This window comes from Janthinobacterium breve, from assembly GCF_051380895.1.
Classification (GTDB): Bacteria; Pseudomonadota; Gammaproteobacteria; order Burkholderiales; family Burkholderiaceae_D; genus Janthinobacterium.
The window spans coordinates 386,526-412,294 of the sequence record NZ_JBNYXY010000004.1; the positions used below are offsets into that span (position 1 = coordinate 386,526).

At 64.3% G+C, this 25,769-nt stretch carries 18 protein-coding genes; 8 read left to right on the forward strand and 10 right to left on the reverse strand.

Annotation, left to right across the window (positions count from 1 at the left end):
* Positions 1–159 precede the first annotated feature (159 nt).
* From ACQ4W0_RS09820 to ACQ4W0_RS09830, 3 genes are all read left to right on the forward strand, one after another.
* Complete coding sequence (locus tag ACQ4W0_RS09820; protein WP_436576550.1) at positions 160–2,667, forward strand: alpha/beta hydrolase family protein; 2,508 nt, start codon at positions 160–162, stop codon at positions 2,665–2,667.
* 67 nt (positions 2,668–2,734) lie between these two features.
* Entirely contained in the window at positions 2,735–2,887 is a 153-nt protein-coding gene (locus tag ACQ4W0_RS09825) for a hypothetical protein (RefSeq protein ID WP_168208500.1), read from the forward strand.
* 24 nt (positions 2,888–2,911) lie between these two features.
* Complete coding sequence (locus ACQ4W0_RS09830) at positions 2,912–3,151, forward strand: hypothetical protein (RefSeq protein WP_426073239.1); 240 nt, start codon at positions 2,912–2,914, stop codon at positions 3,149–3,151.
* Between the two features lie 132 nt (positions 3,152–3,283).
* Here the strand turns inward: ACQ4W0_RS09830 and ACQ4W0_RS09835 are convergent, their stop codons facing one another.
* Together ACQ4W0_RS09835 and ACQ4W0_RS09840 are read right to left on the reverse strand one after the other, a co-directional pair.
* The gene (locus tag ACQ4W0_RS09835; protein ID WP_436576551.1) at positions 3,284–7,702 is read right to left on the reverse strand and encodes a translocation/assembly module TamB domain-containing protein; all 4,419 of its coding nucleotides are present in this window, start codon (positions 7,700–7,702) and stop codon (positions 3,284–3,286) included.
* Positions 7,702–9,621, reverse strand: a complete 1,920-nt coding sequence (locus ACQ4W0_RS09840; RefSeq protein WP_436576552.1) for an autotransporter assembly complex protein TamA — start codon at positions 9,619–9,621, stop codon at positions 7,702–7,704. Before ACQ4W0_RS09840 ends, ACQ4W0_RS09835 begins: the two co-directional genes overlap by 1 nt.
* Positions 9,622–9,844: 223 nt before the next feature.
* Between ACQ4W0_RS09840 and queC the strand changes: the two genes are divergently transcribed.
* Complete coding sequence (gene queC, locus ACQ4W0_RS09845) at positions 9,845–10,558, forward strand: 7-cyano-7-deazaguanine synthase QueC (RefSeq protein ID WP_436512534.1); 714 nt, start codon at positions 9,845–9,847, stop codon at positions 10,556–10,558.
* 92 nt (positions 10,559–10,650) lie between these two features.
* Entirely contained in the window at positions 10,651–11,556 is a 906-nt protein-coding gene (locus ACQ4W0_RS09850; RefSeq protein ID WP_436576553.1) for a sterol desaturase family protein, read from the forward strand.
* On the opposite strand, the gene ACQ4W0_RS09855 is transcribed toward ACQ4W0_RS09850, so the two are convergent.
* On the reverse strand, positions 11,540–12,223 hold the full coding sequence (locus ACQ4W0_RS09855) for a helix-turn-helix domain-containing protein (RefSeq protein ID WP_436576554.1): 684 nt from the start codon (positions 12,221–12,223) through the stop codon (positions 11,540–11,542). The genes ACQ4W0_RS09850 and ACQ4W0_RS09855 overlap by 17 nt on opposite strands.
* 321 nt (positions 12,224–12,544) lie before the next feature.
* Between ACQ4W0_RS09855 and ACQ4W0_RS09860 the strand changes: the two genes are divergently transcribed.
* Entirely contained in the window at positions 12,545–15,526 is a 2,982-nt protein-coding gene (locus tag ACQ4W0_RS09860) for a sensor domain-containing diguanylate cyclase (RefSeq protein ID WP_436576555.1), read from the forward strand.
* On the opposite strand, the gene ACQ4W0_RS09865 is transcribed toward ACQ4W0_RS09860, so the two are convergent.
* Entirely contained in the window at positions 15,527–15,901 is a 375-nt protein-coding gene (locus ACQ4W0_RS09865; protein WP_436576556.1) for a hypothetical protein, read from the reverse strand. It lies immediately after the preceding gene.
* A gap of 221 nt (positions 15,902–16,122) precedes the next feature.
* Between ACQ4W0_RS09865 and ACQ4W0_RS09870 the strand changes: the two genes are divergently transcribed.
* Entirely contained in the window at positions 16,123–16,359 is a 237-nt protein-coding gene (locus ACQ4W0_RS09870; RefSeq protein WP_436576557.1) for a hypothetical protein, read from the forward strand.
* Positions 16,360–16,437: 78 nt separating this feature from the next.
* On the opposite strand, the gene ACQ4W0_RS09875 is transcribed toward ACQ4W0_RS09870, so the two are convergent.
* The gene (locus ACQ4W0_RS09875; protein WP_436576558.1) at positions 16,438–17,070 is read right to left on the reverse strand and encodes an Npun_F0296 family exosortase-dependent surface protein; all 633 of its coding nucleotides are present in this window, start codon (positions 17,068–17,070) and stop codon (positions 16,438–16,440) included.
* A gap of 361 nt (positions 17,071–17,431) precedes the next feature.
* On the opposite strand from ACQ4W0_RS09875, the gene ACQ4W0_RS09880 reads away from it, so the two are divergent.
* Positions 17,432–17,941 (forward strand): hypothetical protein, encoded by a 510-nt coding sequence (locus ACQ4W0_RS09880; RefSeq protein WP_436576559.1) that lies wholly within the window; start codon positions 17,432–17,434, stop codon positions 17,939–17,941.
* Between the two features lie 32 nt (positions 17,942–17,973).
* On the opposite strand, the gene ACQ4W0_RS09885 is transcribed toward ACQ4W0_RS09880, so the two are convergent.
* From ACQ4W0_RS09885 to ACQ4W0_RS09905, 5 genes are all read right to left on the reverse strand, one after another.
* Entirely contained in the window at positions 17,974–21,156 is a 3,183-nt protein-coding gene (locus ACQ4W0_RS09885) for an efflux RND transporter permease subunit (RefSeq protein ID WP_436576560.1), read from the reverse strand.
* Positions 21,157–21,180: 24 nt separating this feature from the next.
* On the reverse strand, positions 21,181–22,398 hold the full coding sequence (locus ACQ4W0_RS09890) for an efflux RND transporter periplasmic adaptor subunit (protein WP_436576561.1): 1,218 nt from the start codon (positions 22,396–22,398) through the stop codon (positions 21,181–21,183).
* Positions 22,399–22,411: 13 nt separating this feature from the next.
* The gene (locus ACQ4W0_RS09895; protein ID WP_436576562.1) at positions 22,412–23,650 is read right to left on the reverse strand and encodes a TolC family protein; all 1,239 of its coding nucleotides are present in this window, start codon (positions 23,648–23,650) and stop codon (positions 22,412–22,414) included.
* Positions 23,651–23,755: 105 nt separating this feature from the next.
* Complete coding sequence (gene czcI / locus ACQ4W0_RS09900; RefSeq protein ID WP_436576563.1) at positions 23,756–24,118, reverse strand: cation efflux protein, CzcI family; 363 nt, start codon at positions 24,116–24,118, stop codon at positions 23,756–23,758.
* A 42-nt stretch (positions 24,119–24,160) separates the two neighbouring features.
* Positions 24,161–25,708, reverse strand: a complete 1,548-nt coding sequence (locus ACQ4W0_RS09905; RefSeq protein ID WP_436576564.1) for a C13 family peptidase — start codon at positions 25,706–25,708, stop codon at positions 24,161–24,163.
* Positions 25,709–25,769: the final 61 nt, after the last annotated feature.

Here is a 25,769-nt window from a genome sequence, read left to right on the forward strand (position 1 = left end):
AGCGATTGTAAGCGAGATAAGGGCGGGCGGCGATGCTTGTCAAACGGTAAAAGTTGCCGATTGACATTTACTTGGCATGAACGCACTATGCCTTGTCACAAAGTGCCGCCATGAGCGGCGCGCTTGCTGCTTGTCACCACCTTCCTGTACTGGAGTTTCATGTCTACTCGTTTGCCTTTGCTGCCCATCACTGTCGGCCTGATGGCCTCGTCCTCCCTGGCCATGGCGCAAGATGGCGGCTATCAAATGCCACCGGCGCCCCTGCAAGCCATCGTCGATGCGCCGCGTGCACCGACCCTGAGCCTGAGCCCGAAACGCAATTTGGCGGCCGTGCTGCCCACGCCATCCTTGCCCAGCATCAGCGAAGTGGCGCAGCCGGAACTGAAGCTGGCTGGCCTGCGTATCAATCCGCGCACGTATGCGGCCAGCCGCTTCAATTTCCACACGGGACTGGGATTGCTCGACATCGATACGCAGAAGGAGATCAAGGTCAGCGGCTTGCCCGCGTCGCCCCGCATCGCCGACCTGGCCTGGTCGCCCGACCAGCGCTACCTGGCGTTCACGCATATCGCCTTTGCCGATCCGGCCAGAGGCGTGAAGGAGTCCGGCGTGCAATTGTGGCTGCTCGACGTGCAGACGAAAGCTGCCCGCAAGCTGGGTAATCAATCGCTGTCGACCGTCCACGGTCGCGGCTTTTCCTGGATGCCTGACAGCAAGACCTTGCTGGTGCAGCTGAAACCGGCCAAGCTGGGCGCGGCGCCCGTGAGCAGTGGCATCCCGACCGGCCCGTCGATCCAGGACAGCGTGCCGGGCGGTGGCGTCAAGCAATTGCGCACCTATCCCGACCTGTTGAAGAACGAACAGGATGCACAGCTGTTCGAACACTACATCACCGTCCAGCTGGCCTTGCTGGACGTGGCGGGCAAGCAGCGCCTGGTAGGCCAGCCGGGCCAGTTCTCGCGCGTGTCGGCTTCGCCCGATGGCAAGCATCTGCTGACGACCAGCATCGTGCGTCCGTATTCCTATATCGTGCCGGCGCATGACTTCGGCCATAAAATCGACGTGCGCGACCTGAATGGCAAGGTGGTGCATGCGGTGGCGGCCCTGCCGCTGGAAGAAGGGCTGCCGCCAGGCAATGATGCCGTGTCCGCCGGCGTGCGCTCCGTCAGCTGGCGCGTCGATGCGCCAGCCACCCTGGTGTGGGCCGAAGCGCAGGACGGCGGTGATCCGGCCAAGGCCGCCGAGATCCGCGACATCGTCTACACGCAGGCGGCGCCGTTCACCAACAAACCGGCCGTGCTGGCCAAGCTTGGTTCGCGCTATGCCGGTGTGGCTTGGGGCCGTGGCGACCTGGCCCTGCTCAGCGAAGCGTGGTACAAGACGCGCGCCGTCAAGCAGTGGCGCATCCAGCCGGACCAGCCGTCCGCCGTGGCGGGCACGCCTGGCGACCTCGTGTATGCCGGTTCCTTCGAAGACCGCTACAACGATCCGGGCCAGCCCGTCATGCGCGCGGACGCAGCCGGCTTGCCGCGCCTGCTTATCGCCGCCGACGGTTCCATCCTGCTCGACGGCCTGGGCGCCTCGAAGGATGGCGACCGTCCCTTCATCGACCGCCTGAACCTGGCGACGAAACACAAGGAACGCCTGTTCCAGAGCGCCGCGCCCTACTATGAAAACGTGGTGGCTGTGCTGGACGAGGATGGCAGCCGCCTGCTGTCGACGCGCGAATCGCCGACCGAGCAGCCGAATTATTATGTGCGCAACCTGAAACAGCAGGGCGCCGCGCAGCTGACGGCCCTCACGCATTTCGCCCACCCGTTGCCGCAATTGAAGGAGGTGCAGAAAGAGTTGATCCGCTACCAGCGCGCCGATGGCGTGGACTTGACGGCGACATTGATGCTGCCGCCGAACTACGACGTGAAACGCGACGGTCCGCTGCCGACCCTGATGTGGGCCTACCCGCAGGAATTCAAGACGGCCAGCGCCGCCAGCCAAACCACTGGTTCGCCGTACAAATTCAATGCCGTCAGCTACTGGGGGCCGGCCGCCTTCCTGTCCATGGGCTATGCCGTGCTCGATAACCCATCGTTTCCCATCGTGGGAACCGGCGAGCAGGAGCCGAACGACACGTATCTGCCGCAACTGGTGGCCGACGCCGAGGCGGCCGTCGAAGAAGTGGTGCGCCGTGGCGTGTCCGACCGCAACCGCATCGCCATCGGCGGCCATTCATATGGCGCCTTCATGACGGGCAATTTGCTGGCGCACACGCGCTTGTTCCGCGCCGGCATCGCCCGCAGCGGCGCCTACAACCGCACGCTGACGCCGTTCGGCTTCCAGTCGGAAGAGCGCTCGTTCTGGCAGGCGCCGGCCGTCTACCAGGCCATGTCGCCGTTTAACTATGCGGACAAGATCAAGGATGCGCTGCTGATGATCCACGGCGAGCAAGACAACAACTCGGGCACCTTTCCCATCCAGAGCGAGCGCATGTTCCAGGCCGTCAAGGGACTGGGCGGCACGGCGCGCCTGGTGATGCTGCCGAACGAAAGCCACGGCTACCGCGCGCGCGAATCGATCATGCAGATGCTGTATGAAAGCAACAACTGGCTGGAGAAATATGTGAAGAACGCCGCGCCGGCGGCCGCCGACGTCAAGCCGGCAGCGAAATAAGGGGCGCGCAGGGCAGGTGGGGCACATCTCGTGGTATGGTCTTCTTTTGTTTGCAGGGAGGTCAGCCATGTCCGTCATCCATGCCCACCGCGCGCCCGACCCGGCGCCTGTCGATGAACCCATGCCGGCGCCGGAGCCGCAAGAAGCGCCCGGGCACCACCCGGGGCCCGTGCATCCGGTGCCGCAGGACGATCCCGTGCCGCACCCGCATCCCAGTTAATCTCGTCAAGAAAGGCTGTTTCAGATGGCAATTGTCAAGGAAGTCTACACACGCAAAGTCAGCGGAGAATCGTTTGACTATGAACTCGATTACACCCAGGGCGCGGACGTGGCCTGGATTGCGCGCGTGTCTCACGACGGCGTGCTGAAAGGCTCGCCGCACGGCGCGCTGACGGCCAACGTGCTGTCTGGCCCCGCGCTGGAACAATATTTGCGCGCTTACGTCGAAGGCATGATCGAGCGGGGGCTCGACGTGGCTGAATAAGATCGCCTTTGCGGCAGATCAAGAAAAAGGGCGCCTCGGCGCCCTTTGTTGTTTGTTGGTCGGGGTCAGACCCGTCGGGGGAATGCGTCCCAATGGGACGCATTCCGATCGCGGAGCGACTGACCCCAGCACTTAATCAAACGCCCACGTGTACAAAACGTCCAGCGCATTGTTGGTGCCCGTCTGGAACTGCAGGGTGATGCGGCGATTCAATTTGTAGCGCAGTTTCACCAGGCTCGTTGCCGTGCTGGTGCCCTGCTCGAACGTCAGGTAGGCGCGCGAGGACAGGCGCTTGCCGACGGTGACGACCGTGCTTTCCAACCCTTGCGCCTGCGATAGTCCCACTTCGTCGAGGCCCAGCGAACTGGCCAGCTTGCCTTGCAGGCCGCCACCGGAGCCGCCGAAGAGGGCGCCTGCGGCCGTCGTCAGCAGGGCCATTTCATCGCCGGCCGCCGTTTCCGCGCCATGGCCGAGGATCAGCCAGGCCAGCTTGTCGCTGTCCGAGACGCTCGGCGTGGAGACCAGCTTGGCCGTCGGCGCCTGGGCCGTGCCGCGCACTTCCACGCCCGCTTCCACATTCGTTTCCGACAGCGCTTCGCCTTCGGGGCGCTTGCGCACGGCCAGGATGTTCAGGGACGGGTTGTCGTAGGCGCCCGTGAAGGCGATCAAGCCCCGTTCGATGGACAGCTTCTGCCCATACGCGGCGTACTGGCCGTTGGTGACCTTGATGCTGCCCGTCACGCGCGGCGCGGCGCGGTTGATGACGCGCGCGCGCACATTGCCCGCCAGGTCCGCATCGATGCCCATGCCGCGCAGATGGAAGGCATTGCCCAGGTCGAACTCGAGGTCGATATTCAGGGGCAAGGAAGGCGCTTCCTTGCTGCCTTTGACTTCCTTGCCCAGCACCACCACGTCGCTGCTTTGCGTCGGGGTATCCTGCGGCGCCAGTTCGATCAGCGCGCGGTTGGCCTTGAACTTGCCCTCGAAGCTGAAACGCTTGTCGTTGCGCACCAGGGTGCTGTTGCCCGACAGGATCAGGGTGCGGTCGGGGCGCGACAGCGCCTGCAGGCGGTCGGCCATCAGTTTCAGTTCCAGGCTCGCTTCGCCATTCGCAAAGCGTACCCAGCCATCTGCCTGCACCTTGCCGTCGCCGCCGTCAAAGCTCAGGCGCTGCAATTGCAGCTGATCGCCGGCCAGCTTGGCTTGCAGCACGCCATTGCGCAATTTCAAGCCCTGGTCAGCCCAGTTCACCAGCAGCTTGCTGCCGTTGATGTCGCCATTCAATTGCGGCGCACCGATGGTGCCGCTGCCGGACAGGGCCACTTTCAAGGCGCCACCCAACTCCAGGCCCGGCTGGCCCGTCAGCGGCGCCAGCCATGCCAGTGTATCGATATTGGTGGTGCCCGTCAGGGAGAGGGCGCTGTCGTTGCTGATGCGTCCGCCCAGCATTTGCACGGTGGCATTGATATCGCTTTGGCCCGCGCGTGCGCCATCGAGTTTCACGGCCAGGCGCAGTTGCTGGTTGGCCACGTCGATGCGTGCATCGAAGGTGCGCAAACCCAGCGCCAGCGGCTGGTCCACGCCCACCGTCACGTCGCCTTTTTCGCGGTAGATGTGCAGCATGCCGGCCAAGGACGGATCCTTCTGTTTCGCCGTTGGCACCTGCATGTCGAGCGACCATTGCGCGCCCAGGGTCAGGTCGCTGCGCGCATTGGCTTGCAGCGAGGGAATCACTTGCGCCAGGTAGGTCAGCGCCACGCCGGCCGCCTGGCCGGAGCTGGTCCAGCGGGGGCCGTTCTTGACCAGGCTTTGCATGCTGATGCTGCCTGCTGGCAATTTGATGACGGTGTTGCCCACGCTGATCTGTTCAGGCTGGCCCAGGCCCGCCACGCCGCTGCCGGCAGGACCGGCCACTTTCACGGGCACGGGCGCTTGCAGTACCAGTGCATAGCGGCCCTTGTTTTGCAGGCTGTCGATCGTGCCCGTCCAGCTGGCGCCGCTCTGGCTACCGCGGATTTGCACGGTGGCATCGAAATCGTCATTGCGCGCCGTCACACTGAGCGTATGGCTGCCGCGCGTGCCCGTCGTGCCCAGGCGGGCGCTGGCCAACTTGAAGGTGGGCGTGCTGTAGCCCGTGATGTCCAGGCTGCTGACCATGGGGTCGAGCGCGCCCTGGCCGGCGCCCACGCTGGCGCTACCTTTGACGGCTTTCAATTGCTGGTCGCCAAAGAAAGTCAGGTCACGGCCCGAGAGCGTCAGTTGCGCGGCGGGTGCGTCCATCTTGCCCGAGACGGAGCCGGAGGCCTGCAGCACGCCGGCAAAGCGGGGACCGAGGGTCGACAGCTGCGGCGCATCGAGTTTCCACGTCAGCTGATCCGTGGCGCCGCCCAGCGCGCCCTTGGCCAGCAGGCTGTTCGGCCCCAGGCGCAGTTCCGCATCGACGCTGTCGACCCGTTTCGCGTTGGCCGACAACTTGGCGTAGCCGGCCAGCGGCGCGTTTTGCAGGGTCGATTCGCGCAAACCCAGGTTCAGGGCCACTTGCCAGTCGCTGGTCAGGCGGCCGCTGCCGTTGAAGTCCGCATTCACGCTGCCGTTGGGTAATGTCGCACCAAAGGCAGCCGGGTTGATCTTTTGCAAGGAACCCGTCATTTTCAATTCCGCTTCCTTCTTCGGACCCGTCAAGCCCACGTCGCCGCTGGCGTGGATGGCGCTGTCTGGCGCAGGGCGCCTGCCGCTGGTGAGGCCCAGTCCTTTCGCATCGGCAACAAACGTCGTGCGCGGCTGCTGCAGGGTGCCTTGCACGACGCCGCTGGCTTGCACGGCGCCCAGCAAGTCACTCTGCAGGGCAGAGAGTTGCCGCGCATCGACATTCCAGTTGAGTTTTTCGCCGGCACCGCCAAAGTTGCCCTTGGCCGTCACGTTGTTCTTGCCCAACGCCAATTGCACGTCGATACCGCTGAAATGGGCTGCATCGGCCGTCAGCTTGCCCTTGCCCGACAACGGCTGGTCGAGCAGCTTGCTGGGGCGCACGGTAAAGTCCGCATTCGCCAGCCACTTGGGGGCCACGTGACCATTGGCGCGCACGTCGAGGTTCAGGTCGGCCACGGGGAAGGCGCCGAAGTCGGCCGGGTTCAAGCGGCTGGTGCTGGCCACGGCCTTGAATGGCTGCTCGTCCTTCAGGCTGATCTGGCCCGTCGCGTTGACGCTGCTTTTGCCTGCTTGCAAGGTGGCTTTGCGCAATTGCACCAGGGAATCGGCCAGTGTCGCTTCCACGTCCAGGCGCAGCTTGGCTTCGCCCAGCTTGGCGCGCAGGGTTTGCGTCTTGCCGTCGCTGTCGAGCACGATATCGCCCATGATCTTCGTGCTGTTGATGCTGCTGTACATGTGCTGCAAGTCGATCTTGTCTGTGTGCAAGGTCAGTTGCGCATTGCCGATGGGAGCGTCGGCCGCGTCACGGTTGAGCTTGCCGCTACCCGTGAACTTGCCCGCGTTGCCGAAATCGATGATGGCCGATTCCAGCGTCGTGGCCGTCAGGGTGCCGCCCAGACGCGCTTCGAATTGGCGCAGTGGCAGCTTTTGCTGGTCGATGGGGCCGGGTGTGGCGTGGTTGAGGATGGCCAGTTTGCCCGATACCGTTTGCGCGTTGGGACGCGTGTCGATGGCGGCATCGAGTTCCAGGCTCAGGTCCGCCTGCGGCAGGGTGGCGTCGAACTTGCCCGGATTGATGTTGCGCCCGCGAATGCTGGCCGAGCGCAGGATGATGACGGGGTCGAACGGCGCCAGCGCCAGCTGGGCGTCGGCCGTGGCCGCACCCGCGCTGCCCTTGGCCGTCACGTTCAGCACATTCAGGTCGCCACCCAGTTGCAGCGCCAGGGCGGCCGGTTTTTCACCGGCGGCGGCATTGCGCTGCGTCAAGCCCGCCTTGCCTGACAGTTTGAACGGCTGCGTGGCGGCAATCGTCGCGCTGGCCGTGGCCTGGCCGAACGGCGTCAGCGCCGAGGCGTCTTCCAGCTGCCATTGGGTCTTGTCGCCCGACAAGGTGAAATGGATTTTCTCAAATACCGTGTTGCCGCCCGCGCTCACCAAGGTCACCTTGTCCAGGCGCGCGTCGCTGATGCCAATCTTGAACGGCGAGGCCAGGCTGGCTGGCATCGTCGACGGTTCCTCGGAGGGCGCCGTGCTTTCCACGGACAGGCTGGCCACGTGCAGTTCGCTGATGGCGATGCCTTCCGAGAAGAACTGGAACGGCGACCAGTTGATGTCGATATTGTCGGCCGTGATGTGCTGCGTCTTGCTGCGGTAGCTGACGTGACCCAGGTGCATGCGGTTGTACAGCGAGCCGGACACGCCCGACACTTCGATTTCGCCGCCGCTGGCGCTGGCCACTTTTTGCACCAGCATTTGCAAGGTCGACTCGCGGCCCAGGAACCAGAAGGCGGCGCCCAGCAGCACGGCCAGGCTGGCGACGGCGATCAGCACATAGCGGAGCCAGCGGCGCGGTGCCGGAGGCTGGGGCGCGGCGTTCGGCGCCTCGGTAGTCATATCGGACATCAGAAAGTGAATCCCAGAGAGAAGTGCAAACGGTACTTGTGGACGGCGTGGCCATATGCCACGTCGACATTGATGGGGCCGACTGGGCTCTTGTAGCGCCCGCCCAGGCCGTAGCCCGATTTCGGCGTCATGGCCGCTTTCACCGTGTCGGCCGCGTTACCGGCGTCATAGAAGGCGGCAATCGCCCATTTCGGCTTGAACCAGTACTGGTATTCGGCGCTGCCGGTGAGCATGTAGCGCCCGCCGATGGTGGCGTCGCCTTCCTTCACGCCCAGTTCCTGGTAGCCATAGCCGCGCACCGACTGGTCGCCGCCCGCGCGGAACAGGTAGACGGCCGGCACGCCGCGTTTTTCCTTCGAACCGAGCGCGCCCATTTCGCCGCGCACGATCAGCTCGCCTTTTTCGCCCAGCGGACGGTAATACACGGCCTTGCTGGCGACGCGTACGAAGCGTTCGTCCGTCAGCACGGGCAGCAACGCGCCGCCCACCTGGGCATTGATGACATAGCCCTTGGTGGGGAACAGCAGGCTGTCGAGGCTGCGCTTGGTGATGGCATAGGTCAGGGGCAAGCTCTTGCTGCGCGTCTGTTCCAGGCCCACCACGGTCTTGTCTTCGCTGAGGAACTCGAACGTCAGGCTGCGTTCGAGGTTGGTGCCGCCCCAGTTGCGCTTGGCCGAGATGGTGGTGACGGCCGTGATTTCGTTGGAAATGTCGCTGCGCTCGAACGAGGCGCCCGCGCTGTCGTTGTAGCCGCGCTCGGTCGTTGGAAAGTAAAAATTGGCATGCGCCGCCTGTTTCTTCGTTTCCATGGTGAGGGCGCTCTTGAAGCGCGTGCCCCACACATTCAGGTTGTCATAGTTGAGCTGGGCGCGATTCCCCGTATTCGTACTGAAACCCAGACCGGCGCTGACGTTCTGCTGTTTGTTTTCCGTCACGCGCACGACCAGTGGCAGCAGCGGCGCGGGGCCGCGATGGACGGGCTTGGCTTCGGCGGCGCCTGCGGCATCGGCTTGCTGGCTTTCCTGGCCCGCCTCGATCTGCTCGCTGAGGATGCTGCTCATGTCGGCGCTCACTTCCACGCTGGCAAAGTAGCCCGTGTCCTGCAGGCGCGCCTGCAACGATTGCAGCGCCGATTCGCTGTAATAGTCGCCCGGGCGTATCTTGTCGAGATTGCGGATGATGTTGGCATCGTAGCGTTTCAAGCCTTCGATGCGCAGTTCGCCGAAGCGCAGCTCGGGGCCGCTGTCGAGCACCACCAGCAGGGAGACCTTGTGCGTTTCCGGGTCGACCACGGCTTGCGTATCGACCAGCTGGGCGCGCGGATAGCGCGTCTGCACCACTTCGCGCAGCAGCGCGCGCTTGGCCGATTCCCAGTCGGCTTGGCGAAACACGCTGCCCGTCTTCAGCGGCCAGCTGCGCTTGAGCGCTTCCGTATCATATTGTTCGGAAGCGGCCAGCGGCGGCGTGGGATCGAAGCCGCGCAATTCCAGCTCGACCTTGTCGATGGTCACCGGTGCTCCCGGATCGACGTCGACGATGACGACGGGTTTGGCGCCCGTCGTATCGACGCGCACCGTGACGACGGGCGTATAGTAGCCAGCCGTGGCGATCAGGTTCTTGGCTTGCTCAGGCGTATCACGCACGAGGCGCTGCAATTGCTCGCGGTCCATGCGCGGGTTGCCGCGGAAGCGTTCCAGGTCCAGGTTTTTTTCGAGCAACTCATCGAGGTCACCGGGCGCGTTGACCTTGACCTCGTATTGCAGCGGGGCGGGCGCTGCTTCCGTGCTGACGGGGCTGTCTGCAACGGCGTCTTGCGGGAGCTCTTGTGTGCGCTCTTGCGTCGCTTCCTGCGCGCGGGCCTGGGCAATCGGGCATGTCAAGATGACACTGCCGGCGGCCGCCAGTGTCAGTTGACCCATTACTTTTGTCACTACTTGTGCCAAAATTCGTGGTCGTATCGCCTTGCCGGCAGCTGTATGCCGTATGGGTCGTGCAGAAAACATGGTGCTCCAGATGAGTAAATGCTGACTGCATGTTACCGGAATAGGTAAACTGATGGCGGACGAATAAGTATTTTTTGCGCTGGGAATCACGTTTCCCCGCGCACGATTGCAACAGAGTAAAACTGAAAAGAAAGAAATTATGCTAGCAACGGATTCCGCACTGGTGCTCTTTAGCGGTGGACAAGATTCCACCACCTGCCTGGCCTGGGCCTTGAAGCACTATAGCCGCGTGGAAACCATCGGCTTTGACTATGGACAGCGCCATGCGATCGAGCTGACGGTGCGTCCCGGCGTGCTCGAGCAGATACGCCAGCAATCGCCCGAGTGGGACAGCCGCCTGGGTCAGGATCACATGATAGACCTGTCTTTGATTTCCGCCATTTCCGATACGGCCATGACGCAGAACGTCGAGATCGTCATGCAGGAAAACGGCTTGCCGAACACTTTCGTGCCTGGGCGCAACTTGCTGTTCATGACAGTGGCCGCCACCGTGGCGTACCGCCGCGGCCTGACGGTGCTCGTGGGAGGCATGTGCGAGACGGATTTTTCCGGCTACCCGGATTGCCGCGACGACACGATGAAGGCCCTGCAAGTGGCCCTGAACCTGGGCATGAACACGCGTTTGAAGCTGGAAACGCCGCTGATGTGGCTGGACAAGGCGCAAAGCTGGGATCTGGCGGAAGACCTGGGCGGCCAGCCGCTGGTCGACCTGATCCGCAGCGGCACGCACACCTGTTATCTGGGCGAGCGGGGCGAGCTGCACGACTGGGGTTATGGCTGCGGCACCTGCCCCGCCTGCGCCCTGCGCGCCAACGGCTACCAGCAATACGCGGCGCGCAAGGCGGCCAAGTAAGGGGGCTGCCAAACAAAGGTTGCGCCGTTTCTTCAAGCGGCGCGGCAGGAGTGCAAGCCATGCTGTGGTTTTTGCCACAGGAGCGCCTTGCCATGAAATCCCTCTTTGCCGCGCTGTACGGCCCCTTCTTCTGGGCCGGCTTCATCGGCGCCGCCAGTTGCCTGATTGCGGTTTGGCACTACTCTCTCTGGGTCTTGCCGCCCTTGCTGCTGCTGGCCCTGCTCACTTCCTTTCTTGCCGAACGTTATCTGCCGTACGACGGCGCGTGGAACCATGGGCACGACGACGGCCGGCGCGACGTGCTGCATGCGCTTGTCAATGAAGCACTGTACCTGCTGGGCCTGGCTGCCTTTCCCCTGCTGGCCGGGCATCTGGCGCTGGGCGCATTCTGGCCAAGCCAGCTGCCGTTCTGGGCGCAACTGTTGTTGGCCATCCTCATCGCCGACTGCGGCATCACGCTCGTGCATTACCTGAGCCACCGTTATTACTTTCTGTGGAAACTGCACGCCGTGCACCACAGCGTGCAGCGCCTGTACGGTTTTAATGGCTGGATGAAACACCCCTTGCACTTGCTGCTGGAAGCGGCGGGCGGCATGCTGCCCTTGCTGCTGCTGGGTATCCCGGAGCGTGTCATGGCCGTGCTGGCGTTTGCCGTGGCGATCCAGCTATTGCTGCAGCACGCGAATGTCGACATGCGCATGGGGCCGCTGCGCCACGTGTTTGCCTGGGCGCCCCTGCACCGTTTCCACCACATGAAATACGGCACGGCCGGCGACGTGAATTTCGGCCTGTTTTTTACCTGCTGGGACCGCTTGCTGGGCACGGCCTTCGATGCGCCCGGCTACCGCATGCGGGGCGAGGACCTGGGCATCGGCAGCCGTCCCGATTACCCGCTCGCGTATGGGGCGCAACTGCTGGAACCGTTCCGCGCGGAAGAGGGCGTGCGCGCACCCGAGCTGCCGGCCGGCTTGCGCCAGGTCACTAACCGATCAGTTTGACGTTGAGCTGGCGCAAGCTGCGGTCGGCGCGCACGCCGAACAGGCTGCGCATGGTGCGCGAAAAATGCGCGGCATCGGCAAAACCGGCGCCGTGGGCCGCATCCGTCAGGGTGCTGCCGAGCAAAATACCGCGGATGGCCAGGCGCAAGCGGCGCCACAGCACCAGGCGCCGCACGGGCAAGCCCAGCTGGGCACTGAATAGGCGTTCCAGCTGGCTCAGCGACAAATGCGCCGCCTCGGCCACGGCGGCCGCGCTGACCTTGCCGGACAGCAGCGCATCGACCTGGTCCAGCGCGCGCTGCACGCGTGCGTCGGCCAGGATTTCCCGTGGCTGTGCCTGCAATGCTGTGGCGATGCTGTCCAGCGTTGGCGCGCCTGCGCTGCCGGCGGCCGCCAGCAAGGCTGCACTGCCCAGGCGCTGCGGTTCCGCATAGATGGTCAGCATGGGGGCTGGCGCGCTCAGGATGGCGTGCGGGAGCAGGCTCTCGACCAGCAAGTGCTGCGCCGTGTGGATGATGCCGTCGAGCTCTGCCGTGAAGGGCGCACCCGTGCTCAGCATCAGCTGGTGCGCGTAATGGGCGTGGCTGTCCGTGGCGCCCACTGCGCCATGCAAGATGGCAAAGTCCGGCGCCAGCCATAGTGTTCCCTGCCAGCTATCCTGCTGCAACGCGACTCCTTGGTGATGATTGCGGGGCGATCATACCAGCCGGTGGGGATGGTTTTCACGGCATCGAATTTTCCTGGAGTACGCATCATTGCATTGACGAAATAGGTGATCTTTTTAATACAATATTCAGCATTGCAAGGGCGTCCGCTGTAACGTACTATCATTCTCATCGATTACCGATGGTAGTCGTGCAGTCCGCTGCCAGCCATGTTGCTGGCCGTGTAGCGGTTGGATAACTGTTCTGCTTTTCCGCCTGTCATGCTTACACGCGCGTCTACGTCGTGGTTTGCTCGGTCCGTGTCGCACTGGGGGGGGCCGCGCGTGCTGCCAGCACTGGTGCTGGCGTTGTGCCTGGGACTGACGTATGGCGCCTGGCGCAATGCCCACGACGCCAGCGAACAGCAGGTGCAGGCCGATTTTGACTTCCGCGTGCGCCAACTGGTCGACAACATCGTCGTCCGCATGCAGACCTACATCCAGGTGCTGCACGGCGTGCAGGGGCTGTATGCCAGTTCGCAGGGCGTCACGCGCAGCGAATTCCATGCCTATCTGGCGGTGCAGCAGGTGGATCGGCACCTTCCCGGCATCCACGGCATCGGCTACCTGCCGCTGTTGCCCGGTGCCGGGCTGGCGCGGCACGAAGCGAGCGTGCGCGCGGAAGGCTATCCCGGCTATGCCGTGCGTCCGCCGGGCCAGCGCGCCTGGCATGCGCCCATCACTTATCTGGAACCTTTAAGCGAAAGCAATCTGCTGGCCTTTGGCTATGACATCTGGTCCGAACCCGTGCGCCGCGCCGCGCTCGAACAGGCGCGCGACACGGGCCAGGCCGCCATGACGGGCAAGATCCACCTGGTGCAAGATGGCGGCAGCGCCCAGGCGCATGGCTTCCTGGTCGTGCTGCCCGTGTATGACAATGGCTTGCCGCATGCCAGCGTGGAAGAGCGGCGCGCCGCCTTGCGCGCCTGGGTGTTTGCGCCGTTCCGCATGGGCGACCTGATGGCGGGCGTGGGCGGCGAGGGGGCGCACCAGCTGGACCTGGAAATCTATGATGGCGCGCAACTGGCGGAGGCGGCCCTGATGTATGACAGCTTGTCGGGCACGCAGTCGTTTGCCGCGTCGGACAGCCTGGTGTCGCAGCAAGCGATCAGCATCGCCGGCCATGCCTGGACCTTGCGCGTGCGCGCCATGCCGGGCTTCGATGGCGAGCTGCTGGCGCGGCCCCGCCTGATGGCCTGGAGCGGCTTGCTGGCCAGCGTCGTGCTGGCGCTGGCGGCCTGGCTGCTGGCGGCGGGCCGCGCCCGCGCCCAGGCGGCGCTGGCGCGCTCGAGCGAGCTGACTGGCCAGCTGGAGCAGGGCCAGGCCAGCGTGCTGGCGATGGCCGAGGCAGCGCAGCGCAGCCAGGCCATGCTGCGCAACATCCTCGATTCGACCATCGACGGCATTCTGGTCGACAACATCGATGGCCGCATCTTCATGTCGAACCGGCGCTTCCGCGACCTGTGGCAAGTGCCCGATGCGCTCGACTGGCAAGCCGATGGCGCGGCGCTGGTGCGCCATGTGGAAAGCCAGCTGGGGCAGGCGGCGCCTTTCCTGGGAGCACGCGCCCACGCGCCGCACGGCCACCGCGAACGGCGCGATGTGCTGCATCTGCGCGATGGGCGGGTGGTCGAGCAATATGTGCGCAGCATGCAGCTGGGCAACGAACAGGCGCGCTTGTGGACCTTCCGCGATATCAGCGAGCGCAGCCAGATGGAACGGCGCGAGCACACGCGGCGCCAGGTGCTGGAAATGCTGGCCACGGGCGCGCCGCTGGAACGGGTGCTGGAAAGCGTGGTGCTGAGCGTGCAAGCCGACCATCCCGCCATGCTGTGCAGCATCCTGCTGCTCGATGAAAACCGCCACCGCCTGGTGCTGGGCGCGGCGCCGAGCTTGCCCGCGTTTTTTAACCTGTCCAGCCATGGCCATGACCTCGACACCCTGCAGGGCGTGCATGGCATCGCCGCGCAAGCGCTGCGCGACGGCCAGCGCGTGATCGTGGGCGACTTGCATGCCGCGGCCAATGTGCAAGAGACGATGGAACTGGCGTGGCGAGCCCAGCTGCAATCGTGCTGGGCCGAGCCCGTGCGTGGCGGCTCGGGCAAGCTGCTGGGCGTCCTGATGGCGTATCACCGCCAGCCCACGCTACCGGGGGCGGCGCATCTGGCGCGGCTGAGCGAAGCGGCGCACCTGGCCGGCATGGCCATCGAACAGGCGCAGGTGGCGCTGGCCCTGCGCGCCGGCGAAGCGCGTTTCCGCAGCCTGTACGACCATGCGCCCGTGGCCCTGTGGGAGCAGGACTGGTCGGCCGTGCGCGCCGCGCTCGATGCGCTTGAGCAAGCGGGCGTGCGCGACCTGGGCGCCTACTTCCAGGCCAATCCGGACGCGCTGCAGCGGATGGCGGGGCTGGTGCGCATCATCGATGCGAACGGCGCCGCACTGGCGCAGGTGCGTGCCAACGAGGACGACCAGCGCCGCGGCGCGCTGGGCCTGGCACAGAATTTCGATGACAGCGCCTTGCCCTGTTTCGGCGATGCGCTGCTGGCGCTCGCTGGCGGCGCCCACCTGTACGAGTGCGAGAGCAGCTTCGTGCGTCTCGATGGCGCGGCGCGCCAAAATGAATTGAGCTTGCTGGTGATGCCCGGCCATGCGGACAGCCTGGACTTTGTCATGGTGTCTTCGCTCGATATCACCGAGCGCAAGCGCATGAACGCGGAATTGCTGCAGCTGGCCACCACCGATTTTCTGACCAGCTTGCCGAACCGGCGCCACTTCATGGCGGCGCTGGAAAACGAGCATGCACGGCTGCAGCGCGAACTGGCCAGCTGCGCCAGCGTGCTGATGCTGGACATCGATCACTTCAAGCGCGTCAACGACGAGTATGGCCACGCGGTGGGCGATACCGTGCTGCGCCACCTGGGCGCGCTGATGTGCCAGGCGCTGCGCAAGGTCGATGTGCCGGGTCGCGTGGGCGGCGAGGAATTCGCCATCTTGCTGCCGGGCACCGACCTGGCGGCGGCGGCCGTGTTTGCCGAACGGCTGCGCCGGCGCGTGGCGGAAAGTTCGCTGACCACCGATAGCGGCCTCTTGATCACCATCACGGTGAGCATCGGCATGGCCGCCATGGCCGGTACCGATGCCGATTCCGACGCCGTGCTGGCGCGCGCCGACGAGGCGCTGTACCGGGCCAAGCGTGGCGGGCGCAACCGCATCGAACAGAATGACGGCGGCAGCGACGGCGTGCTCAGCAAGTTCATGGCGCAGTGATTACAGGTTGTGCTGATGCGCTTGCGCCTGCTTGTGCTTGCGGCTGACGATCAGCCAGACGATGGCGATAGGAATCAGCAGCGGCAGCAGCACTGGCGTGCTCAGCGCCAAGGCCAACACCACGCACAAGGCCACCACGGCGATCAGCACCACGCCCACGCCGGCCAGGACTACGCCTGTGACGACGGCGGCGCACACCAGCGCAATGGCGGCGATCAGCAAGCCGCCGCCGGCAAACACCAGGCCGAACAGCCACTCCAGCGGCCCATCGATATCGTCGCCGTGGAACTGCATGTGCATGTCGCTGCCGCCGATCTTGTCGAGGAACAGGCAGGCGAGCATGACGATGAGGACGAAGGTGAGTAATTTTTTCATGATGGGCCTCTGTGGATGGGTGACTGGGTATTGCATGGTGACACTGTAGCGGCGCGCGGCAGGCGCTGCCAGCGGCGTGCGACAGGCGGTCAATATCACGGTATGGAAGGCGCTGGAGGCCGCTAGCGGCCAGAAAACGCTGACGTAGAACAAGATTTCTTTTCTTGTAATGTGCGCAAGCCGTCCTATACTGAACACCTCAGTCTCGCAAGGAGGGCAACATGCTTTTGTTTGCAGATACCGGGGATCAATCGCTATCCCTTTCTGGTCATCACATCACGCGCCAGCGTAGCGCCCCGCAGTCTTGCGCCGAACCCGTCGGCGCACCATCGGCGATACCGCCGATCATCATCACCCCATTTAATTACCATGCGCCGTTGCCGGCAATCGACCCGCGCTGGGTACCGCCCGGTCCTCCGCTGACCTGGCCCAACCGGCCTGCCATGTCCATGTGCTGAAGCCCGCGTCGTCGCCGCTCGTGCGATGGCTGCCGTAAAAAAAGCCCGCGTTGCGGGCTTTGGCTTGGTATCCGCGTTTTACGACGCTTTGCGGCGCAGCATGAAGCCCAGCAGACCCAGGCCCGCCAGCAGCATGGCATAGGTTTCCGGCTCCGGCACGGCCGCGATGAAGGCGTGGTTATCCGTTTCGAAGGCGTTTTGCGTGGAATTGAAGGCGACCGAGGTGATCTTGCTGCCTTCGCCGGCGAAGGCATTCACGTACAGGCCCACGGACCGATTGCCGTCGGGCTGGTCGCCAGCCAGGCTGGCCAGTTGCGTGCCCGTCAGGGTAGTGCTGCTTTGGTCGGAAAAGCTGTACGTCACGCTGTTGTAGGTGTCTGGCGAGCCCATGTAGAAGCCGAAATAGCTGAGGCCGCCAGCGAAATTGGCCGTCACGGGGGTATGCTGATCTGACGAAATACCAGCGGACAAATATATGCTCGTGTCGCCGGGAGGCGCGGCATGATTACTATTGCTACCCGTAAACAATGAGCCGTCGATATAGTTGGCTGGCAAGATTCCGCTGTTGAAATCGATCGTGGTGGCGCCTGCGACCGATGTGACCAGGCCTTCACCGGCCAGGGCGGTACCGCCGGCCGTAAACGTGGGGACTGCGCTGGCGCTGCCAGCGGCGGCAAGCATCGCGCAAGCCAGTGTGGACAAGATTTTCATGTTGATTCCCTTAAAGGATGTGTACACAGCTATTTTTTTCAGAATAGACAGAAGTGCCTGGCGTAGGCATGCAGCGCGGTGTACGGGGGCAAGGGGCGTCGCGCGGGTAACAATCAATTGCTGCCAAGCATCACTAAATGCAATATTTGAAATATGAAAAACACAATTCAGATTGCAAAATAATAATAGTATTACTTGAGGAATATCAAAGCCAAATTGCTAGAACAAAGCCACTAAATTGATAGCTTGTCTTATTGCCGAGATCGACTATGGCGGGCCGCGCCTTACCTTGTGGCAAGGCGGCACGGGAGGGCGTTTTCGACTATCATGCTAGCCCCGACCTTCCATCACGAGCACCGCCATGAGTACCGATTTTCCCGATTTTTCCGACGAAGCAGCAGAGCAAGGCAACGACGCCCCGATCCAGGAGCCGCGCCTGTGGGTAGGCAATGGCTGGACGGCGCGCGTGATCAAGAACGAGGAAGATGAAGGCTGGGCCGTTGCCATGATCAAGGATGGCGAACCGGAGCCGGCGCTGGTGGGCCCGTGGACCATGGGCCGCGACAAGAAAAACCCGAAGCCGCTCGACGTCAACGCCTTCAACACGCTGGTCAAAACGGCCTCGGAAGTGTTGCGCCGCCACGAGCAGCAGTTGCATGCGCAATTGCACAAGAACCTGTTTGTCGCCACCGACGAGGGGCAAATCAAGGTGATGTTCGACATCGTGCCCGACGAAGAGCACCCGTACGCGGAACTGAGCGCCTACGACGCCGATGGCGAACAGATCGCCAAGGTGCGTACCTCGGCGGCGTTCAAATTCAATGCCACGTCCGCGGCGAACTGGATCGAAGGCGGCTACCGCCGGCCATGATAAGCCGATTGCGGTAGCGCGCGTCTCGGTCTCTATTTACTCAGCTGTACCGCCGCGCCTTCGGGCGCTGCCTGCATGTCCACTTCCTCTTCCTTGCGGTACGCCAGCCGGTACAGCAGTGGCAGCACCAGCAGGGTCAGGGCTGTCGACGACAGGATGCCGCCGATCACCACGGTAGCCAGCGGACGCTGCACTTCGGCGCCAGTGCCCGTGGCGATGGCCATCGGCACGAAGCCCAGCGACGCCACCAGCGCCGTCATCAGCACCGGACGCAGGCGGGTAATGGCACCTACACGTATCGCCTCCTGCAGCGGCATGCCCTGTTCGCGCAGCTGGCGGATGTAGGCGATCATCACCAGGCCGTTCAGTACGGCCACACCGGACAGGGCGATAAAGCCCACCGCTGCCGAGATCGACATGGGAATGTCACGCAGCCACAGGGCGACGATGCCGCCCGTCAAGGCGAACGGGATGCCGCTGAACACCAGCAAACCATCTTTCACGTTGCCGAACATGGCAAACAACAACACGAAGACGAGGGCCAGGGCCACGGGCACCACCAGTTCCAGGCGTTTCGTGGCCGACTGCAATTGCTCGAACTGGCCGCCCCAGCTGGTCCAGTAGCCGGGGGGAATGGCCACTTGCGATTGCAACTGCTGCGTGGCGTCGGCCACGAAGGAGCCGATATCGCGTCCGCGCACGTTGGCGCTGACGACGATGCGGCGCTTGCCGTCTTCGCGGCTGATCTGGTTCGGCCCCGGCGCCACTTGCAGGCTGGCCACTTCGCCGAGCGGGATGAAGCGGGCGCGGCCTTCCGCTGCCGCCCCCAGGGGCAGGGCGATGGGCAGGCGTTTCAACTGCTCCAGGTCGCTGCGCAGGCTGTCGGGCAGGCGCACGACGATGTCGAAGCGGCGGTCGCCCTGGAACAGGGTGCCCGCCTCTTGCCCGCCGATGGCCGTGGCGATTGCCGATTGCACGTCAGCAATGTTGAGACCGTAACGGGCCGTCTGCTCGCGGTCGATCTGCACCGTCAGCATGGGCAAGCCCGTCGTCTGTTCCACTTTCACTTCCGTCGCTCCGGGAATCTTGCCCAGCACGCCTGCGATCTTCGCCGCCGTGCTGTCGAGCACGGTCATGTCGTCGCCGAACAGTTTCACGGCCACGTCGCTGCGCACGCCGGAAATCAGTTCATTGAAGCGCAGCTGGATCGGTTGCGAAAACTCGTAGTTGTTGCCTGGCAAACTGGTGGCCGTCGCCTCGATTTCCGCCAGCAATTTCTCGCGCGATTTTGTCGGCTCCGGCCACTGATCGCGGGGCTTGAGCATGATGTAGCCGTCGGAAATATTCGGCGGCATGGGGTCGGAGGCGATCTCGGCTGTACCCGTGCGGGCGAATACGCGCGCGATCTCCTTGTGGTTGTCCATCAGCTTGCGTTCCAGCTGCTGCTGCATGGCCAGCGATTGGCTCAAGCTGGTGCCGGGGATGCGCAGGGCCTGGATGGCGATGTCGCCCTCGTTCAGGCTGGGCACGAATTCGCTGCCCATGCGCGTGGCCAGCAAACCCGACAGCAATACGGCCACCGCCGCGCCCGTCAGCACGACGGGCGTGTTGCGCATCACCTTGCCCAGCAGCGGCGCATACCAGCGCTTGGCCGCGCGCATGATGGCGTTTTCCTTTTCCGCCACCTTGTCGCCGATAAACAGCGCCACGGCCGCGGGGATGAAGGTGATCGACAGCAGCATGGCGCCCAGCAGGGCGATCACCACCGTCAGGGCCATCGGCGTAAACATGCGGCCTTCCACGCCGGTGAGGGCAAAGATGGGCAGGTACACCACCATGATGATCAGCTGACCATACAGCAAGGGGCGGCGCGCCTCTTGCGATGCCGCAAACACTTCATGAAAGCGTTCCTGCAAGGTCAACGGCCGGCCCAGTTTTTGCTGCGCATGGGCCAGGCGGCGCACGCAGTTTTCCACGATCACCACGGCGCCATCGATGATGATGCCGAAGTCCAGCGCGCCCAGGCTCATCAGGTTCGCGCTGACGTGGTATTGCACCATGCCCGTAAACGTGAACAGCATGGCCAGCGGGATCACCATGGCCGTGATGACGGCCGCGCGGATATTGCCGAGGAACAGGAACAGGATGGCGATCACCAGCACGGCGCCTTCCAGCAGGTTTTTCTTCACCGTATTGATGGCCTTGTCGACGAGTACCGTGCGGTCATACACGGTGACGGCGTGCACGCCCTTGGGCAGGCTGCGGTTGATTTCCACCATCTTCTTGTCGACGGCTTGCGAGACGGCGCGGCTGTTTTGCCCGATCAGCATGAAGACCGTGCCCAGCACCACTTCGCGGCCATTTTCCGTGGCAGCGCCCGTGCGCAGCTCGCGCCCCAGCACCACGTCGGCCACGTCGCGGATGCGAATCGCCACGCCCTGCACATTGGCGACGACGATGTTGCCGATGTCGTCTTTCGATGCCACCTGGCCTGGCGCGCGTATCAGCAATTGTTCGCCCTGCCTTTCGATATAGCCGGCGCCCACGTTGCCGTTGTTGCGCTCGAGCGCCGTCACCACGTCTTGCAGGCTGATGCCGTAGGCGGCCAGTTTTTGCGGATACGGCGCCACCTGGTACTGCTTGGCGTAGCCGCCGATGGCATTGATTTCCGTGACGCCCGTGACATTGCGCAATTGCGGCTTGATGATCCAGTCCTGGATTTCGCGCAAGTCCGTCGGCGTGTAGGGCGTGCCGTCCGGCTTTTTCGCACCGTCTTGCGTTTCCACCGTCCACAGGTAGATTTCACCGAGGCCCGTGGAGACGGGGCCCATCTTTGGCGTGATGCCGGCCGGCAGACTTTCCTTGGCTTCCTGCAAGCGCTCGTTGATCATCTGGCGCGCAAAATAAATGTCCGTGCCATCCTTGAAGATCACCGTCACTTGCGACAGGCCATAGCGCGACAGCGAGCGCGTCTGCTCCAGGTTGGGCAAGCCGGCCATGGCCGTCTCGATGGGAAAGGTGACGCGCTGCTCGGTTTCCAGCGGCGAATAGCCGGCGGACTGGGTATTGATTTGCACCTGCACGTTGGTGATGTCGGGCACGGCGTCGATGGGCAGCTTTTGATAGCTGTAGATGCCCAGGCCAGCCATGGCGGCGACGGCCAGCATCACCAGCCAGCGCTGTTCGATGGCGTAGCGGATCAAGCGTTCAAACATGATGGTTTCCTTTGTTTAACGTGATCAATGTTCATGGCCGGCAGCATCTTTGCCCAGCTCGGACTTCAGCACGAAGCTGCCTTGCGCCGCGTATGGCGTGCCGGCGGCCAGGCCCTGCTTGATCTGCGTCAACGTGCCATCGCTGCGCCCCAGCACCACGGGCGTGGCCTGGTAGCCATCCTTGACTTGCACGAAGACGACGGGCTTGTCTTCCACCGTCTGGATGGCCGTGCTTTGCACGGTGACGGGTGCGTCCGCTTCGCCGGACACCACTTCCACGCTGACGAACAGGCCCGGGCGCCAGGCCATGTCGGGGTTCAGCAAGCTGATGCGTGCCTTGGCCGTGCGCGTCTGCTCACCCAGCAGCGCGCCCACATAGGTGATCGTGCCTTGCGCGCTGGCGTCGAATGCACTGGCTTTCACCTCCGCCTTGCCGCCCATGCGCACGGTGGCCAGGTCTTTCGCCGGCACGGCGATTTCCGCCCACACGGTCGATAGGTCGGAAATGACGAAGATGTTCGCGTCTTCCTTGACGGCTTCGCCCAGGGTGATATGTTTTTCCAGCACCATGCCGTCGAACGGCGCGCGGATCTCGTAGCGGTTCAGAGGGCCTTTGCTGGCCCCGGTCCCGGTACCACTGGCACCCAGCGCGCTGAGCTTTTGCTGCGCGTTCTGCACGGCGATTTCCGCTTCGCGCCACGCTTGCTGCGCCTGCAGGTAATCTTGCTCGGCCGAAATTTTCTCGCGCCACAGTTTCTCTTCGCGTTCATAGGTGGAGCGGGCCAGCGACAAACGCCGCTGCGCCGACAGCAGTTCGCTGCGCTGTTCCGACAGTTCCGTGCTGGCGATGACGGCCAGTACTTGCCCCTTTTTCACCAGCTGGCCCAGGTCCGCCTGCACGGCTTCCACCACGCCGGCCAGGCGCGGCACGACGTGGGCCGTGCGGTCTTCATTGAAACGGATTTCGCCGGGCAGGGCGACGGTCGTCTTGATGCGGCCGGACGCGGCCGTGGCGATGACGACGCCGGCGGCCTTGCTTTGCGCGGCGCTCAGTTCCAGCCTGCCTTCCACTTCCTCGTGGCCGTGTTCGTCCTTTTTTTCAGCATGTGCTTCCGTCTTGGCGGCAGGGGCTGGCGGGGTGCTGGACTTGCCCGTGCCGAGGATGAGGATGGCCAGCACGATGCCGGCGGCCGCGATGGCGCCGATGGCGATCGCTTGTTTCTTGTCGAGTTTGATATTCATTGTCGGGTCTTCCTTACAGGGGAGCGGGGGCGCCAAGCAGGCGCTCGATCTCGGCGGCGGCATGCTGCGCTTCGGTCAGCGCGCGCAGGTATTGGTTTTTGGCTTGCAGCAAGGTGCGCTGGGCATCGAGCACGTCGAGGAATGCGAACTTGCCGAACTCAAAACCCTTGCTGGCCGCGTCATAGGCGCTTTGTGCGCCAGGCAAGATGTCCTGGCGCAAGCTTTCCACGTCGAGCCGGGCCGTGGCCAGCCGTTCGCTGGCGGCGGCCACGGCCGTTTGCACGGCGATACGGGCGGCGGCCAGCTCGTCGCTGGCCTTGTCGCTGCGGCGCAAGGCGTCGAGCTTGTTGCCGGCATTGCGGTCGAACAAGGGCAGCGGCAAGGCCAGGCCGATGATGGCCTGGCTGCGGCCCAGCTCTTCCGAGCGCTTCATGCCGATGCTGACCGTGACGTCGGGCGTGGCGCGCCGCTGTTCCACGTCCAGCATGGCTTGCCGTTGCGCCAGCGCGCTGCGCGCCTGGCGCACGGACGGCGCCTGGGCCAGGCGCGCAGCCAGTTCGATGCTTGGCGGCAGCTCCGGCAAGGTTTCCAGCCGTCCTTCCGCGAGGCTGAAGCGGGGCGTGGCATTGCCCCACAGGGCGGCCAGGCGCTTGCGGGCGCTGGCCAGCGTGCTGCGGGCCAGGTTCAGCTCCAGCCGCACGCTCGCTTCGGCGACACGGGCGCGGGTTTCCTCGACGGGAGAGGCCTTGCCGGCCGTCACCCGGCGCGCCGTGATGTCGCTGGCGCGCGCGGCCAGCGCCTGCGCGCTGTCGGCCAGGCGCAAGCCTTCCTGGGCGGCCAGCACATCGACAAATGCGGTGGTCACTGCGGCGCGCGTGTCGGCTTGCTGCAGGGACAGGCCCGCGTGCGCCAGGTCTTCGCCGCGCTGGGCGACAGCGGCGCGGGCACCGCGCTTGCCGCCCAGTTCTATGAGCTGGTTGAGCTGCACGGTGGTGCTGCGCGTGGCGCGCCGCGTGTCTTCCAGCACGGTTTGCAGTTCCGGGTTGGGCAGGGCGCGCGCCTGTTGCAGGGCGCCGCCCTGCGCCGCCAGTTCATGGCGGGCGGCCGACAGGGTGGCGTTGCCGCCTTCGGCCAGCAGCAGCGCGGCGGGCAGGGTCAGGGAACCGGCGGGTTCCTCAGGTGCTTGCGCATGGGCAAGATTGCCAGCCAACAGGCCGGCGGACAGACATAACAGATAGATGGATCGGTGCATCGAATTCTCCAAGGTGCGGAAAAAGAATTCGACGGGACGCGCTGGCCTGCGCCTGACTTAATCAGGCGCGCATATTGCGATAAGTGGTTGAAACGTCCCGTCGGCCTAGGCGGCCGACGACCAGTCAGGGCGCTTGGGAACGTCCGGGATGTGGGAAGCGTAAAAGAAGGGGGAGGTGTCCGCGTTCACGGACGCCGTGTCGCCAATGGGCAGGCTGGAGCCGGCCGGCAGCCACGCATGGCCGATGCCATGGCAGACGTTGCAGTCGCTGTGCGGCTGGCCCTTGGATTGCTTGTCAGCCTTGTCGGCCACAGGTTTCTTGTCCGCATCAGCCTTGTGCTGATGGTTGTGGTGACCCAGGTGCTGCGCCGCCTTGCCTTCCTCGTGCAGGCAATACGCGCTCGCCGCGGCCCAGGACATCTGGAGCGGAAGCACGAACAGCAGCAAAATGAGGAGGAATCGTCGCATGATGACGGCTATTGTACAGAAAGGCGGGCGGTCGTGCCCATATCAGCGCGGCTGGGCACGCCAAGCCTTCAGCTGCGCGGCGATGGCCTTGCCCTGGAACAGCTGCGGCTCGGAATGCTCTTCCGCCTCCATGCCGCCTTCGCGGAAATCGGCCGCCTCGCGCGCCTGCACCAGTACCCTGGCCTGCTCGAACGCTTCCGTGAAGCTGGTGCTCTTCGGCAAGGCTTCCTTGAAATACGCTTCGCTGAAATACGTAAAATCGTTCTGGTCGTCGCAGCCGAACGAAGTGCGGTCGCGGCGCGCGGCCGTGATGACCAGCGTCTGTTCATCCTTCAGCGCATCGATGAAACCGCCCGCATAGCAGGCCGAGATCACGATGACTTTCCAGCGGATGCCGCTGTGCTTGAGCATGGACGCCAGTTCCTGCGCGGGCAGGCCATGCAAGTCCATGCCGTTTTGCGCCAGCGCCAGTTCGTGCTCGGGCGAGCCGTGGCTGGTGAGGAACAGGAACAGGATGTCGTTCTGCTTGTCCATTTTCGCACCCAGGCTGTCGAGACTGGCGGCTATGCTGGTGCGCGTGGCCATCGGCTGCTGCGCCACCGTGTTGCGGCTATTGACCAGCATCAAGGAGCGGCCCACGGTGCCATAGTCGCGGTCGAACTGGCGCTGCACGAAGGCCGTTTCGCGGTGAAACACTTCCTGCGCGCCATCGCCCGCCACACCCAACAGGTACAGATTGATTTTTTTCGCCGCATCGCGCGGCGCGATGCGCGCCAGGGCGCCGTCGAGCAGGGTGCGCTGGTTGTACAGGGCCAGTTCAATATTGTCGCGCGTGAGCTTATCCAAGGCCGGGTCGTCCAGCTGGCCTTCCGTCCAGTTGCCGCTGTCTTCGCGCCGGCCGTCCGCCTGTGCCACGGCGTAGCGCAGCACGCCCTTGCCGTCGAACTGGCCATTCTTGAAGCTGCCCCGGTATTCGTCGCCGTCGGCCGTGCGCAGCACGCCTGCACCCTCGAATTTCCAGTCTTTCAGTTCGCCTTCGTAGTGGATGCCGTCGCTGGTGCTGACCTTGGCTTTGCCCTGCAGCTGGCCCTGGACGAAGTCGCCTTCGAAGACGGTGCCGTCCGTGTCGGTCAGCTTGCCGGCGCCGTGCGGGCGCCAGTGTTTGAAATGGCCTTCGAAGGAGGCGCCGTCGGCGCCCTGGAAGCGGCCTTGCCCCTCGAAGCTGCCCTTGACGAAGTTGCCCGCATAAATCTCGCCCTTGGGCGAGGTGTAGCGGCCGATGCCATCGAAGGCGCCCTGGCGGAAGGCGCCCGTGTACTCGACGCCGGACGCCTGGCGCAGCGTGCCCTGGCCGGAAAACACGCCGCGCGCGAAGCCCCCTTCGTAAAACGCGCCGCTCGCGTATTCGAGCCGGCCCTGGCCATGCATCTTGCCCGCGACGAGGGGGCCGAAATAGCGCCCGCCATCGGCCGTTTCCGCCGCCGGCGCCTTGGCTGGCGCGGCGCACAGCGGCGGCATGCCCAGCGCGGCAAAGGCCAGCAGGCCGGCGAGGGTGTAGGGGCGAAGCGAGGCGCGTAGCGTGGCGGTCATGAGGACGGTCTGGTCTGTAGGAAGGGGCCTAGTCTGCCACTGTATTGCCAGCGTGGCAAAT